The organism is Fictibacillus sp. B-59209 (genome assembly GCF_036216745.1).
Classification (GTDB): domain Bacteria; phylum Bacillota; class Bacilli; order Bacillales; family Fictibacillaceae; genus Fictibacillus_C; species Fictibacillus_C marinisediminis.
The window spans coordinates 69,974-83,799 of the sequence record NZ_JARMMC010000020.1; the positions used below are offsets into that span (position 1 = coordinate 69,974).

Genomic DNA, 13,826 nt, shown 5'->3' on the forward strand with positions numbered 1-13,826 from the left:
ATCTCAGATCCTTTCTCTCTCTATTACTCTCCAATTTCACTTAGCGGTACAAACGTAGGAATGGTTGCACCTTTATAGATTTCTTTAATCTTCTTGGCTGTATCTTTTGATTGATAGATCTTCGCAATTTTTTTCAGCGATTTTTTATTTTTATCTTCAGTTCTTGTTGCAATGATATTGATATATGGCTTTGCAGTCTTGCTTTCAAGGAAGATCGAATCTTTCTTCGGATTCATTCCAGCGTCGACAGCAACGCCATTGTTAATGATTGAAGCGGCCACATCAGGAAGCACCCGTGGTGTCTGGCCTGCAACTACTGGTTTAAGCTTCAAGTGTTTTTTGTTCTCCACCACTTTTTTCAGATCACCATTCCCATCAAAGTTCTTTTCCAGTTTGATTAGCCCGGCACTCTGCAGAAGAAGCAAAGCACGGCCCATGTTCGTAGCTTCATTCGGCAAAGCAATGGTTGATCCAAACGGGATATCCTTGATGTTCTTGTATTTTTTTGAGTAAACGCCCATAGGCGCAATGACGGTTGTTGCAATCGGTGCTAAATCCAATTTATGTTCTTTTTTAAACGAATTGAAGTAAGAGATGGTCTGAAACGCATTAGCGTCAATATCCCCGTCAGACAATGCCTGATTCGGACGGACATAATCGGAAAACTCTACGATTTCCAAATCAATGCCTTCTTTTTCTGCTTTTTTAGCGATATACTTCCACACGTCACTGTCAGATCCGCTGATGCCCATCTTTACTTTTTCAAGGCCTTTTTTATCTCCGCCGCTGCACCCGCTCAAGAATGCCGACATTAAAACCCCGATGACTAAAATGATCAATGAATATTTTTTCATACGATTTCCCTTCTCCCTTTTCTCTTTTTATCTTCTTCTAATTTTTCTGGACAGTATATTTCCTGTGCTCTGCAAGCCTTGAACAAGGATGACGAGCAGAACGACGGTGACAATCATCACGTCTGTATCAAATCGCTGATAGCCGTAGGCAATGGCCAGATCGCCCAAGCCTCCTCCACCAACAGCCCCTGCCATCGCCGAAGCTCCGACCAGGCCGATCGTTGCGATCGTAAACGACAGGATCAGTGAACTGAATGCTTCCGGCAGCAGTATGCGAAAGATGGTCTGCCAAGGAGTCGCTCCCATGGCTTCTGCGGCCTCTACAATGCCCGGATCGATCTCAAGCAGGCTGTTTTCCACGAGCCTTGCGATATAGGGGCCGGCATATACAATCAATGGCACAATCGCGGCCGATGTCCCGATAGAGGTACCGACTACTAATCTTGTAAACGGGATAATCGCCACCATTAAGATGATGAACGGTATCGAACGCAGAACGTTTACAATCGCGTTCAAAACGTTAAAGACGGCCAGGTTTTCAAGAATGTGCCCCATCCTCGTGACTACGAGTACGACGCCAAGCGGAATGCCGATTACAGCCGAGAACAATAAGGAAAATCCAACCATCGTTAAGGTATCACCGGCCGCATTTAAAATGTCGACCCAAAATGTACTCCAATCAACTTGCATAAGGTGCAACCTCCCTTATTTCGACTTCACTCTGGTTCACGAAAAAGATCGCTCTTCTGATTTCCTGTTCGTCGCCGATCAATTGAACAACAAGGTTTCCGAAAGGGACGTCTTGAAGTTCTGTGACATGGCCGTATAGAACGCTGACGTCCACGTTGAATTTCTTGGCAATCTGTGACAGCAGCGGTTGTCCTGTGGATGCTCCGGTAAATACAATCCTGAAGATCTGATGATTCCTGTCCTGCTTCTTCAATAGGTCTTTAAGGGACTCAGGCAATTCATCCTGAAGAACTGAACTGACGAAGCGCCTTGCCGTCTCAGTCTGTGGCCTTGCAAATACATCAAAAACGCTCCCTTTCTCAATCACTTCTCCGTTCTCCATAACAGCGACGGAATCGCATATCTCACGAATGACGTTCATCTCATGCGTGATGATCAGAATCGTAATGTTGTATTCCTTATTGATTTTTTTCAGAAGCTTTAAAATACTGGAGGTCGTCTGCGGATCCAATGCCGATGTTGCTTCATCACACAATAGCACTTCCGGATCAGTGGAGAGCGCCCGGGCAATGCCTACCCGCTGTTTTTGTCCGCCGGAGAGCTGGTCGGGATATTTATGCCCGTGCTCGGACAAGCCAACAAATTCCAGCAGGTCGTTCACCTTCTCTTTAACGAATGATTTCTTCATGCCGAGAAGATAAAGCGGTGTCGCAATATTATCAAATACCGTTTTTGCGTTCAGCAGATTAAAATGCTGAAAAATCATACCGATATTTTTCCGTTTTTTTCTCAGTTCCTTCGGAGACAATCTTGCCATGTCCTCCTCTCCTACAAAGACGTGCCCTGATGTCGGCTTCTCCAAAAGATTCACACATCGCAGCAAGGAGCTCTTTCCTGCTCCGCTGTATCCGACAACACCGTAGATCTCTCCTTTTTTTATCTCAAAGCTCACATTGTTTAACGCTCTTACCCGGCTTTTGCCACTCTCATAAATTTTGGTTACCTCTTCAAATCGAATCAATGATGTGATCTCCTTTCTCGCTACTGTTAAAACATCAAAAAAAGCCTCTTCTTGAAAACAAGAAGAGGCCTGACGCATAGATGAGTGGCTGATCTCTTCTTATCTTCCAAGCGCTAATCGCTTGCCGGACTTGGCACAGTATTCCCATTAAACCGGGAACCCGCTGCCGAGGTTTCAAAGGGCCAATCCCTCCACCTCTCTGGATAAGAAACAAATATAATGTTCAATTAAATAAAAAAATCTCTTCTTAAAGAAAGAAGAGATGTTGTATCCATAAGGAAACGAGCTGCTCTTCTTATCTTCCAAGCCCTTAAAGGAACTTGCTGGAATTGGCACAGTGTTTTTCAAAAGAAAAACCCGCTGCCGAGGTATCACAGGGCCATATCCCTCCACCTCTCTGGATAAGAAACACGTTCATATTTACTTGATGTGACCTATCTTATACCATGATCTAAGTCGATGTCAAATCTTTTTTCGGAGTTCTCTGATCGGAATAAAAACACTGAAGCCATAAAAGCCAGCCACATTGCTCCTCCGGCAACTCCAGCCAGTACATCCGTAATATAGTGAATGCCTAGATAAATTCTGCTCCAGCAAATAAATCCAAGGTGCACTGCCAATATACAAAATTTCGTTCTAACAAACTTTTTTGATAAGAGTGTAAAAAGACCATAAAGCGCTGTTGCATTCATCGCATGAGCACTCGGATATCCATACCTAATGTAAAAAGGTTTAGTGGATGGAGGCCGCTGCTTCCAATTCTTTCTCCAAACAGAGTTAATCAAACGGCATCCGATCAGGTTGGCTATTAATAAAAAAACAATGTTTCTCTTTCCTTTTCTCCTGTATCTGTATGCAGAATAAATAGTGGCAGGAATCAACAGAAATCCAGAACCAAGAAAAGAGTAACTTCTCAGAAAGAAATCCACGAAACCTCCGCCCCGTGCTGAAAATATAGCCAAGCTTCCCATTCCGTCAAGTTTCATCCAATGATCATCATTACGAAGCCTGTTCATTAGTCTTAAAGCTACAATACCCATTATCATAACGCCGCTTAGAATTGCCATATTCTCTTTTTTCATATCCGCCCTCACTTTAACTTGCTTTTATGTACATATCCTTTCATGTGGCGGACTATTTTATGCGTTCAGGCACCTATTAGAATTACTCTATTGTTAAAGTTTCACCGCATCTTTTTCTAAGAAAACCATAATGCTGCCCTGTTCTATTTTTTGCACATAACGCTCAGCGGTCCGTTCTGAAAGATCCAGGGACATGAGAACTTCTTTTAAATCATCCTCTGAATCCTCACTAAACATGGATGCAAATGGACCAGCAGCAAGCAGCGGACCAATACCGGGAACACCAAGGCCTGGCACCGCGATGGCTCCGCCGATACCAGACAGAAAACCTGCAATGGTTCCATAGGCTGCTTCGTTTACATCTTCGTCCAGATGTTCTTCTGAAACATTCGTTTTATCGGCAACTCGATCCATCTTTCCATCATCTTTAGCAAGGATGGAGATGTCCTTTGCATTGTATCCTTGATTCACCAGGGATTGTATACTATCAACAGCTTCGTTCTCTGTTTCATACACTCCAATCACCATTTTGCTCATATGTATTGCCTCCTAATCAATGTCTGATTTTATTTACTAGTATTTACCCCAACCCTATATCTGTAAACAGGTGTCATAATAAGCATAAGAAAACTCCCCTCCAAATGCCGGGGAGTTTTAGATGGTTTCCTCTTTTAGGATAGACCGGCTCTTTGAAAAATATATTCCTTTTGATCCGCCTCTTCCCTTGTGTCTCCCAGTACAAGGCCCTGTATAAGCGTGGCGGCATCTTCATAAGGGCTTTCACTGCCATTATAGATCGACAGCGGAATGAAATATCTATCTTCAATCCCCCGTTTCACTTCATCATACAGGGGTTCTATACCGCCCTTGGATTCCCAGGAAACGAATTTGATTACCTTTTTACCGAGCTGTTCTTCAACACTGTCTCTCATAAGAAGTGCGGCGGTAGAACCGTTGACTCTATAATTTAAATCAAAGGCTATTTTCCTTCCATCAGCCGTTACCGCAATGTCAAATCCTGCAATCCCTTTATAGCCTCTTTTACAGCCTTCTTCCATAATTCTTCTCCCGACCTTGATGACCTCATCATCGGGTTCTGACTCTTTATCGACCCAGTTTCCTTTATATTTTCCGTCTTCCGTAATATTTTGGACCGTACTGCCCAGATAAATCAGACGGTCATCTGCTGTACAGGCAAACTGAACGCAATAATTGTGCTCGATCTCCAAGTACTCTTCTATGACAATTCCTTCACAGGAGGCGAAAAAGTTTGCTGCCCTGTCAATGTCCTCCTGATTTTTGCAGATAAATACATCAAAACCTGCCGCATTTGCCTCATTTGTCGCTGCCTTAACCACACATGGAAATGGGAAGGTTACTAATTGATCATGAAGTTCCGCAGCTGTTGTTGATTTTCGTTTCGGAGCATGTCCAGAAGGAACCAGCTCTTCTAAATTCGCTTTATTGTTTAAATACTGAACAAGGCGCGGATCGATCCAATAATTTTCTGATGACATTTCTTCTTCTGGGTGAATATGCTGAACTACCATCTTCTTCTGCTCTTTTTCTAAGCGGCCGAAAATGTTTCGATAATCCGCCTCTGTCGAATATTCGTGAACAGGAAAACGAAGCAGGAGACCCGCCCGTTCATACAGCTCCGTTGCTTTTTTGGTAGTTACCGACCGGTTGCAGATGACCGGCATGCTTCCCAATACCGCAAACTGGCTTCCCGTCAGAAGATCAAGCTTTACTGGACAATCGGGAATCCACTTATTATGAGCGAATGAAGGCCTCGGATTAAAAATGAGATCCGGACCGTAAATTTCAGAAAATGTATAACGCGGAACAATTGCTGGTTTACTTATCTGCATGGATTGTACCTCCTGAACATGCTTGGATTACAGGATAAATACCTTTTTTAGCTTACCCTTAAACCAGCAGCCTTATCATTTAGCAAGCAATGTTTTCCATTTGCCCTATTCTGTTTGAGCTGATGTATACTAGGGAAATGGCAAAAGAAGTTAGCTGCCATGGAGGAAATTATGAAGAAATCGCTGCAAAACCTGTTCCCGCTGCTTTCTTTAGGATTATTGCCGATTTGCTCCTTGATCTATGATTGGGTCAATCACCCCGGGAGCGAAGTGCATAACCTAGCTACAACCGTTGACAGGAACATACCATTCTCTGCTGTTTTTATTATCCCTTACCTATTGTGGACCTTATATATTTACGGAATCTTGATTTATTTCTATTTCAAAGATAAGAAGACGTACTTCAAGACACTGTTTGTTTACATTGCAGGCCTGCTGGTCTGCTATACGGTATACAGCCTTTTTCAGACCACCGTTCCTAGGCCGCTCGTTGCTGGCTCTTCATTCTTGGAATCTCTTGTAAACCGGGTCTACGAGATGGATGCCCCTTATAATTGTTTTCCAAGCATCCATTGCTTTTCCAGCTACCTGCTGGTCCGGGTAATGCGCAAGGCACCGTTCTCAACAACCTGGAACAGAAGTATGATTACGTACTTTTCCGTGATTATTATCGTTTCAACTCTGATGGTTAAACAGCATGTCATCCTGGATGTGTTCGCTGCCTTCTTGTTGGCAGAGACACTATGTTTTGTCTCCGAGAGAAATTGGTCACCTTCCGTAAAATCCAAACCAATTCCCTCATCAACGAAAGAAATCAGCCATTAAAAAAAGCTCCAGCGCCACGATCAGCCCTTGGCGTTGGAGCTGGATTAAAAAATCCCCATTGAGGCGGTGCCAGGCACCATTTCAATAGGGGTTTTTATTGTTAAGCTATTAGCTGAAAATCGGAGCAAACATCATGGTCACGAACATGAGCGTTAAATACATAATGGAGAATTTAAACATTCTTCCTGACCACGCAATTTCCGTTTCTTTTTCTTTGTACTTAAAGGACTGCATCGCACGGTAAAGGAAGACTGCTCCTAAAATTCCCGCAACGATTAAGTACCAGATTCCCAGTACGTTAAAAAAGTACAAGAGAAGAGAAGCTGCTACCGCAAATACGGTATAAATTAAAATATGAACCTTCGTTTGCTTAAAACCCACTTTGTTCGGCAGCATCGGTACATTTACACTCTTGTATTCTTCTGCCCGTTTCATTGCCAGTGCAAAGAAGTGCGGAGGCTGCCATGCGAACATGAATACAAATAAGAGCAATGCGATCAAATCAAAGTGTCCGGTAACTGCCGTATAGCCAATAATCGGAGGTGTAGCGCCTGAAATACATCCGATTTCCGTATTGATCACAGTCACCCTTTTAGAAATTGTATAAACAAATCCATAGAAAATAAATCCAATAAAACCTACAAGCGCAGCAACCGGATTTACCATCAAGCCTAAAATGGCCTCACCTATGATAATAAAAATGAGCGACATTAAGATCGCATTTCGTTTCGGTATTCTCCCATTGGTAATCGGCCGGTTCTTTGTCCGTTCCATGTACTTATCGATATCCGCATCGTAAACATTATTCACGATCGCAGATGAACCGATCACAAAAATGGTTCCTAGAACTGTCCAGAAGAAAAGCTCCCATAAACTAAGGCTTGAAGAGAGATTTCTCGCACCGATGCAAAAGCCAGCAATTGTTCCTAACAGGTTAGAAAAGATAATACCCGGCTTTGTTATTTGTATATAGTCTTTTAAAATGCTTTGAGCAGCATTTTCACCCATAAAATCACCATCTTTTCATATCTATCATATAGTATGTCTCTATTTTAACAGACCTAACACTAGTTTGTGATAAATGTCACATTATGTTCTTATACTGTTCAATAATCGTTCAAATCTCGTCAGACATAAAAAAAGACAGCCGCGTGCAGCCATCGTATTGTTTATAAGTGGCGGCCCCGGCAGGAATCGAACCTGCGACGCACGGTTTAGGAAACCGACGCTCTATCCACTGAGCTACGGAGCCAGCCGAAAGCACTGCCATATCAGCATTATCTAACTTTCTTTGGTTCGCTTTTGTATTATACAGGATAACGGTCTATATTAAAAGTGTCTTGTTTGTTCCTTTCGCAAAAATAATGAGAAGAATGGCAGATTAAAATGAAATCTGAAGCAAGATGAGTAGCTTGTTCGGTTTATTCCGGCTACATCACATACTCACTTCTTGTTCACCGTTCCCTCTAGTTAAATTTGATTATAACTTAGTGGTTTCATACAAAAATATCCATTAATGGAATGAACCTGCAACGATGATTATTCTAATTTACCTTTCATATATTCAAAAATTAGGGCGTTTCCTTTTTTTTTTCTTTTAAATATAAATTGATGGTTTTTTTTAGTTCAATCAATTCCTTATTATAGATATTTTTAATCTAAGGTTTGGAAAAAGATTTACTACCTTTATTATCTTTATTATTTTGCATACCTATTCTCCTTTTGCCCAGTTGTTTATTTTTAGTATGCTCGATAATAAAACCCAAAGAGGTACGGTAATCAATTAAACACTTAAGCTTGAGTATGTTTCAGACATTAAGGCCCTTTATGTTCTGTTATGCATTAAGGAAACCAAGAGTAAAAAGCTAAAAAATAGAAAAACCGGAAAAGGCTATGCTGTTTCGGTTTTTATATGTCACATTAATGGTGTTTCAAAGGTTTCCTGTCCAAATGAATTATACAGATTAATATTTTACATTAATTCATCATATATATGTTTTCGAGCATCATCAAATAAACGTGCATACAAATGCGTTTGATGTTGACGACTTCTGTGTTAGAAGAGTTGGGTAAAGAAGTCGTAATCTCCCAATACTTGTCCAATTTCTTTTCCTCCTATTGATATTTGTCATATTGTTTTTTTCGGGCGGATTCCATAAGGCGTGTATAGATACGAGTACTATTGATATTGGCGTGGCCGAGCAATTCCTGGATATAACTCTGTGGCATATTCTTCTCTGCCAAATGAGCAGCAAACGTATGCCGCATGGTATGAGGTGTTATTCTAAATCCTAAAGCATCAGAAAATTGCCGAAACTGATACTCTATAAAAACTCGGCTTAACCTTCCTCCTTGTCGATTCGTAAAAAGGTACTTGCTATCCGTTTCCCGGTCGCTCAGATATGCTTTTATACGTTCATAACATTCATGTGTAAAAAGGACAAAGCGCTCTTTGTTGCCCTTCCCTTTCCTTATCCAAATCTGTCTCGTTTCCCATTTTATTTCTTCTAAGGTGATATTTATTAATTCACTTACCCGTACACCTGTGGAATATAATGTCTCTACCATCGCTCTATCCCTTAGACTTGATCTAGTATGTTCTTGTAGAAGCGCCACTTTCCGTTTACTCTCAAATAATAAAAGTTGGAGATAAAGCATATGACTATTTTGCGACTAAAAGAAATATTGTACCAGTAGGCAATTGCGAGGATAACGCTTGTAGGATAAAATAAAACACCCTGGTATCATCTATGATACCAGGGTGTTTTCAACTTAAAAATTCTTATTTTTAAATTTTATATTTACAACAGCAATATGTATAAAGTAAAGAATGATGAACCCAACAAATGCTACATAAAAGTTAACTTTTGTATAAATGAAAGCATATAAAAACAACAGAATTCCGTAAATTACAAACATCACTCCATTAACTTTTGCAAATCTTTGTTTGTCATCATCTATTACGGAATCCTTAGTGTATCCGGCTAGTAAAGAAAAATTTTGTTTTTTCCAGATTAAATATGCAACTAAAAAAAAGAGTAAACTCAAAATAATAAAGATTAATCTAATTATAACCATGTTACTCCTCCCCCTGAATATCCCTTTTATTAAAAAATATCATCTATTACTATTTTTTAACATATATGTTTTTAATTGTTTATTAAAAGACTGCTGCATTAGTCACAATGTCCAGAGTAAATAGAAAATGGCGCAAAGTTTGTTGCTAAAGAAGGCATTGTATATGTAATTCAATGAGGAAATAAAAAAGAGAAATATAATCGAAGGATTGGTTACATAAATATCTAGCAGATTAATTTTAACATCCAAACAGTAGTTTGAAGAAGATTTTTTGACAAGCGGAAATAAACATGACACTGCGATTATACCAATCATAATTAGCATCTTGAATAATTTCTTCATTTATTCCTCTCCTCTTCATATGTTCCATTTTAATTTCGCCAAAAATGGAAATGTCTAGGTTGTTTTAAAAAGGCTGTATTCGTATACATTGTTGGTTTTATCATGTTGTTCAACTAACAACGGTTATCTCAATGTTGACGATACTATTAAACAGAAGGGAAACAACCAATTAATAAAATAAACGCAAAGCTAATTGCTTCGCGTTTATTTTGTGAGAATTATTGTACTTTAGTTGCAGGGATCACCACTATAGGGCCTGTCAGCATCCTTTATTGAATAGTGTACGTGGGCTTGAGCTTGAGCTTGAGCTTGAGCTTGAGCTTGAGCTTGAACTTGAACTTGAACTTGAACTTGAGCTTGAACTGGACCGGCGCTTTTTCACTTTTTTACATTTTAATTTGACTGTTTTAGAGGAACGCTTACAACCACAGTGTTTTTTCTTTTTGGACGACAAAAAAATCCCTCCAAACCGTTATAAATTGAGAAAAAAGGTTTAACCTTGTCTCTCACTTTATCTTATGCAGAAATCTAGTAAAGCGTTTGGACGAGCTGGAAAAATCTATTAAATAAAATGCAGGTTGACAAAAGAATTAACATAACATTTCATATTACAGTTTGGGCTCCAGTTTCCTCAACTCCACCCAATCGGATGATTCTTCATACACAGGTGTAAAGTGATCCCCCCATCTTTTTAGAGCATACTCAATGTTCCATCGAATCATATCATTTAAAATATCTTTTCGCTGTACGGTTAAGTTATATGTTTGCGGTAATTATAGAGCATGTAATTAATCCAATGAATCTTATATTTTTCAATCAATAAAACATCCATTCGGCGGTCCTCAAGATATCTGCCTTCATAGAGATCATCTGTAGGCCAGCCTCCCACCTCTTTAAGTGCAGATGTTCTGTATAGTCGAGGATAAGGTACATAGTTTGCGAGCAGGAATTCATACGGGTCATTAAATGATTTTCCTCCCTCGACCTCAACATTTCACAAGACTTGGCCCTGCTCATTTTCATAAATAAGTGTGTGATTCCCACATATTAATGCAACATCTTTAGAAACTCTCTCCGCCTCCTCCATCATGATTTCCAAAGAATTTGGGAAAAGCCAGTTATCACTGTCAAGCATTAAGGTAAGAGGAGTATCGATCTTAAAAGGACCAAAAAGCAAAGTGTCAGACCTCTCAGCATGATATACCGTACGATTCGAAGGATTATACGCCGGCTTTAGGCTAATTTTTCAGCATTTAAAAAAGCGCTATAAATAGCGCTTCATACCGTCGACATACCCTCTCAATAGTTATATATTTTTTATCTTCATCAACCTATGCTCCCTTATTTATTTCAAGTGTAGAAATAATCCATAGGCACCTTCTGCGATCATTTGTATCGCCATCACGGCAAGTATAAGTCCCATTAGTCGAGAAATAACATTTAAACCATTTTCTCCAAGCTTTGTAATAATAGAGGTTGAGTAAAAAAAAAGGATAAAGGTAGCTGCTAATACAAGGATATAGCTAATAAATACGCTCCCTAGATTTTCAAGAGAATGGGAGGAAGTATGTGCCATAACACTAGCTATGGTTCCAGGGCCTGCTATGATGGGGAGCGCAAGAGGCGTTATGGAAATATCGTCCTTTAACTCTGCTTCCTTTTGTTCTTGGTGATGAAGGCTTTGCGCTTTTGATGTTTTAGCATGGAGCAGGTTATATGCGATTCCAAAGATTAATATTCCCCCAGCTACTCGAAATGCATGGATCGTAATCCCAAAGAACGAAAAAATTAAATTTCCTAAAAGTAGAAAAACAGTAAGAATGATAAACGAAATAATAGCTGCTTTTCTTGCGGTTCGGTGTTTTTCTTTAAGAGAATAACCGCTAGTAAGAGACAAGAAAATGGGAATATTCCCAAGCGGATTCATAACGGCAAAAAATGAAACAGTGAGCTTAAGGATTAAAGTCAGCAAAGTATATACTCCTTTCGTTACCACTTTAACTATTTATTTCCCAATAAGCTTTAGTTCATAAGCCACTGCAATCGAAAAACATTGGGATAGGCCACTATTTGAGATTCCTAACAATCATTTACCTAACTTCACACTGCCTTAGTACTAGCATTATAAGTCTTTATTAAGATAAAAGTCGTATAAAGTCGTACTGTGTCAAATCGTTCTTATGGTTCATAGGCACGACCACGCATGTACCTTATACTTTATATTGTTAAATAGTCAGAAAATTCAGAGGAGGATTAAAATGAAGCGGATTTTATCCATATTTGCGGTGTTGATGCTCATCAGTACAATAGCAGGCAACTTTAAAACTCCAGAGAAAGCTAGCGCGGCCACTTTAGAGGTGGATCCAGCATTAACACAAATGCTAAATAAGGTTTCAGACTCAGTTCAAGTAGAAGGTGTCATCACTTACAGTGAAATGCCTGGTGTGTCTCAACTTAACCAATTGAAGGATTTAGGTATGCAGACGAGGACCTTCCATAAACTTCCGATGGTGGCAGTAAAGGGCACGAAAGCTGACATCAACTCGTTATTGAACGCAAACCTGGGTGCAGAATCCATATACTATAACAAAAAATTGGAATACAAATTAAAAGACAGCCGAGGATTAATCGGAGCTGAAAAGGTTTGGAATGAATTAGGATATACGGGCAAAGGGACAACCGTTGCCGTTATTGATTCAGGAATTGATGCTACCCATAAGGATCTTCCAATTGGTGATAAAGTAGTGCAAAATGTGAAGTTTTTGACAGGGAACAGCCTGTTTGAATCTTCAAAAACGCTGTATGCAGAAAATATACCAAATACCGATACCACCTCAGGACACGGTACACATGTAGCAGGAACCATTGCCGGCAACGGTACTCAAAGCGATGGCTTGTATAAAGGAATTGCTCCTGATGCCAAGCTCGTAGGTTTAGGTACAGGAGAAGCTATTTCTGTCCTCTGGGCACTTGAAGCGTTTGATTATACGCTTGAAAACCAGCAGAAATACGGAATTGATGTAATCAGCAACAGTTGGGGAACCACTGGAACGTATTCAGCAAAAGACCCGATCAACGTTGCGAGCAAAAAGGCACATGATGCAGGAATGGTCGTATCTTTTGCAGCAGGAAATGAAGGTCCAGATGAAAATACGATCAATCCTTATTCTGTCGCCCCATGGGTTATTTCCGTAGCAGCTGGAACAAAAGACAAACAACTTGCTGACTTTTCCTCAAGAGGCGTAAAGGGGGATCCATTATTGCATCCTGACATTACCGCTCCGGGTGTAGACATTGTATCTACAAAATCCAGTACAGGCATGGTTATGAACTTGCTCGGCACCAAAAAAGACGCCACCTACATTGCACCTGAGCATTTACCATATTACACAACAGCAAGCGGAACGAGCATGGCAACACCTCATATATCCGGAGTAGCGGCACTTATGCTGGAAGCCAATCCATCCCTTCAGCCAGACCGTGTTCTGCAGCTGATGCAGTCTACTGCAGATCCAATGTCCGGATATGAAGAACATGAGGCAGGCGCGGGGTACGTCAACGCGTATGAAGCAGTGAAGGCAGCCAAACAATAGGCAGTTCGTGGAAAAGTCATGAAAATAGCTTTGAGATAAACAGCCCTTTTTAAATATTGGGCTGTTTTTTTATAACACGACATTAATACAATCTTCTAGAATAAGGAGTGTAATTATTGTAAAGCGACTACAATACAGGGATGGTACGCTTTGGAGAAGTTTCAATCTTTATTCTAACGGTTGACCTAGACAAAATAAAAAAACGCCTCCTTACATATGCTTGCCAACAGACAAGAAAACGTAAGAAGACATTCTTCGGTTATGTAATTATTCGGGTATTAGACCGTGTACCTTCAGTAAAGCATCTGTTTGACAAAAAGCCTTGAAACAGTTGATATCATTAAAGTGGCGGCCCCGGCAGGAATTGAACCTGCGACGCACGGTTTAGGAAACCGACGCTCTATCCACTGAGCTACGGAGCCAATATTTATGGTCAACAAAGTGTATTATACAAAACTGCAAGCCTTTTG

General features: G+C 40.3%; 13 protein-coding genes, 2 tRNA genes and 2 riboswitches. Of the genes, 2 read left to right on the forward strand and 13 right to left on the reverse strand.

Annotated elements, in window-relative coordinates; all coding sequences use genetic code 11:
* Window positions 1-23: 23 nt before the first annotated feature.
* The 6 genes from P4361_RS16765 to P4361_RS16790 form a co-directional block, all read right to left on the reverse strand.
* Complete coding sequence (locus P4361_RS16765; protein ID WP_328090155.1) at window positions 24-854, reverse strand: MetQ/NlpA family ABC transporter substrate-binding protein; 831 nt, start codon at window positions 852-854, stop codon at window positions 24-26.
* 27 nt (window positions 855-881) lie between these two features.
* Entirely contained in the window at window positions 882-1,544 is a 663-nt protein-coding gene (locus P4361_RS16770; protein ID WP_256226522.1) for a methionine ABC transporter permease, read from the reverse strand.
* A complete protein-coding gene (locus tag P4361_RS16775; protein ID WP_328090156.1) occupies window positions 1,534-2,565 on the reverse strand; it encodes a methionine ABC transporter ATP-binding protein in 1,032 nt (343 codons plus the stop codon). The genes P4361_RS16770 and P4361_RS16775 overlap by 11 nt, the downstream gene beginning before the upstream one ends.
* 96 nt (window positions 2,566-2,661) lie before the next feature.
* Window positions 2,662-2,775: riboswitch (SAM riboswitch) on the reverse strand.
* An 82-nt stretch (window positions 2,776-2,857) separates the two neighbouring features.
* A riboswitch (SAM riboswitch) is annotated at window positions 2,858-2,973 on the reverse strand.
* Between the two features lie 26 nt (window positions 2,974-2,999).
* Entirely contained in the window at window positions 3,000-3,647 is a 648-nt protein-coding gene (locus tag P4361_RS16780; protein WP_328090157.1) for a phosphatase PAP2 family protein, read from the reverse strand.
* Between the two features lie 93 nt (window positions 3,648-3,740).
* On the reverse strand, window positions 3,741-4,184 hold the full coding sequence (locus P4361_RS16785) for a general stress protein (RefSeq protein WP_265408303.1): 444 nt from the start codon (window positions 4,182-4,184) through the stop codon (window positions 3,741-3,743).
* Between the two features lie 134 nt (window positions 4,185-4,318).
* Window positions 4,319-5,518, reverse strand: coding sequence for a hypothetical protein (locus P4361_RS16790; RefSeq protein ID WP_328090158.1), 1,200 nt, complete (start codon window positions 5,516-5,518; stop codon window positions 4,319-4,321).
* A 171-nt stretch (window positions 5,519-5,689) separates the two neighbouring features.
* On the opposite strand from P4361_RS16790, the gene P4361_RS16795 reads away from it, so the two are divergent.
* Window positions 5,690-6,343 (forward strand): phosphatase PAP2 family protein, encoded by a 654-nt coding sequence (locus P4361_RS16795; protein WP_328090159.1) that lies wholly within the window; start codon window positions 5,690-5,692, stop codon window positions 6,341-6,343.
* 108 nt (window positions 6,344-6,451) lie between these two features.
* Here P4361_RS16795 and cyoE read toward each other — a convergent pair whose 3' ends face one another.
* The 6 genes from cyoE to P4361_RS16825 all read right to left on the reverse strand — a co-directional run bounded on the left by cyoE (window position 6,452) and on the right by P4361_RS16825 (window position 11,735).
* Entirely contained in the window at window positions 6,452-7,351 is a 900-nt protein-coding gene (gene cyoE / locus P4361_RS16800) for a heme o synthase (protein WP_328090160.1), read from the reverse strand.
* A 168-nt stretch (window positions 7,352-7,519) separates the two neighbouring features.
* Window positions 7,520-7,595: transfer RNA gene (locus P4361_RS16805), tRNA-Arg, on the reverse strand.
* A gap of 725 nt (window positions 7,596-8,320) precedes the next feature.
* The gene (locus tag P4361_RS16810) at window positions 8,321-8,446 is read right to left on the reverse strand and encodes a hypothetical protein (protein ID WP_328090161.1); all 126 of its coding nucleotides are present in this window, start codon (window positions 8,444-8,446) and stop codon (window positions 8,321-8,323) included.
* A 12-nt stretch (window positions 8,447-8,458) separates the two neighbouring features.
* The gene (locus P4361_RS16815) at window positions 8,459-8,911 is read right to left on the reverse strand and encodes a tyrosine-type recombinase/integrase (protein WP_375162207.1); all 453 of its coding nucleotides are present in this window, start codon (window positions 8,909-8,911) and stop codon (window positions 8,459-8,461) included.
* A 204-nt stretch (window positions 8,912-9,115) separates the two neighbouring features.
* A complete protein-coding gene (locus P4361_RS16820) occupies window positions 9,116-9,421 on the reverse strand; it encodes a DUF3784 domain-containing protein (RefSeq protein ID WP_328090162.1) in 306 nt (101 codons plus the stop codon).
* Between the two features lie 1,687 nt (window positions 9,422-11,108).
* The gene (locus tag P4361_RS16825; protein ID WP_328090163.1) at window positions 11,109-11,735 is read right to left on the reverse strand and encodes a MarC family protein; all 627 of its coding nucleotides are present in this window, start codon (window positions 11,733-11,735) and stop codon (window positions 11,109-11,111) included.
* A 286-nt stretch (window positions 11,736-12,021) separates the two neighbouring features.
* Here P4361_RS16825 and P4361_RS16830 point away from each other — a divergent pair, with 286 nt between their 5' ends.
* Window positions 12,022-13,356 (forward strand): S8 family serine peptidase, encoded by a 1,335-nt coding sequence (locus P4361_RS16830; protein ID WP_328090164.1) that lies wholly within the window; start codon window positions 12,022-12,024, stop codon window positions 13,354-13,356.
* Between the two features lie 346 nt (window positions 13,357-13,702).
* On the opposite strand, the gene P4361_RS16835 is transcribed toward P4361_RS16830, so the two are convergent.
* Window positions 13,703-13,778 (reverse strand) — tRNA-Arg (locus P4361_RS16835).
* Window positions 13,779-13,826: the final 48 nt, after the last annotated feature.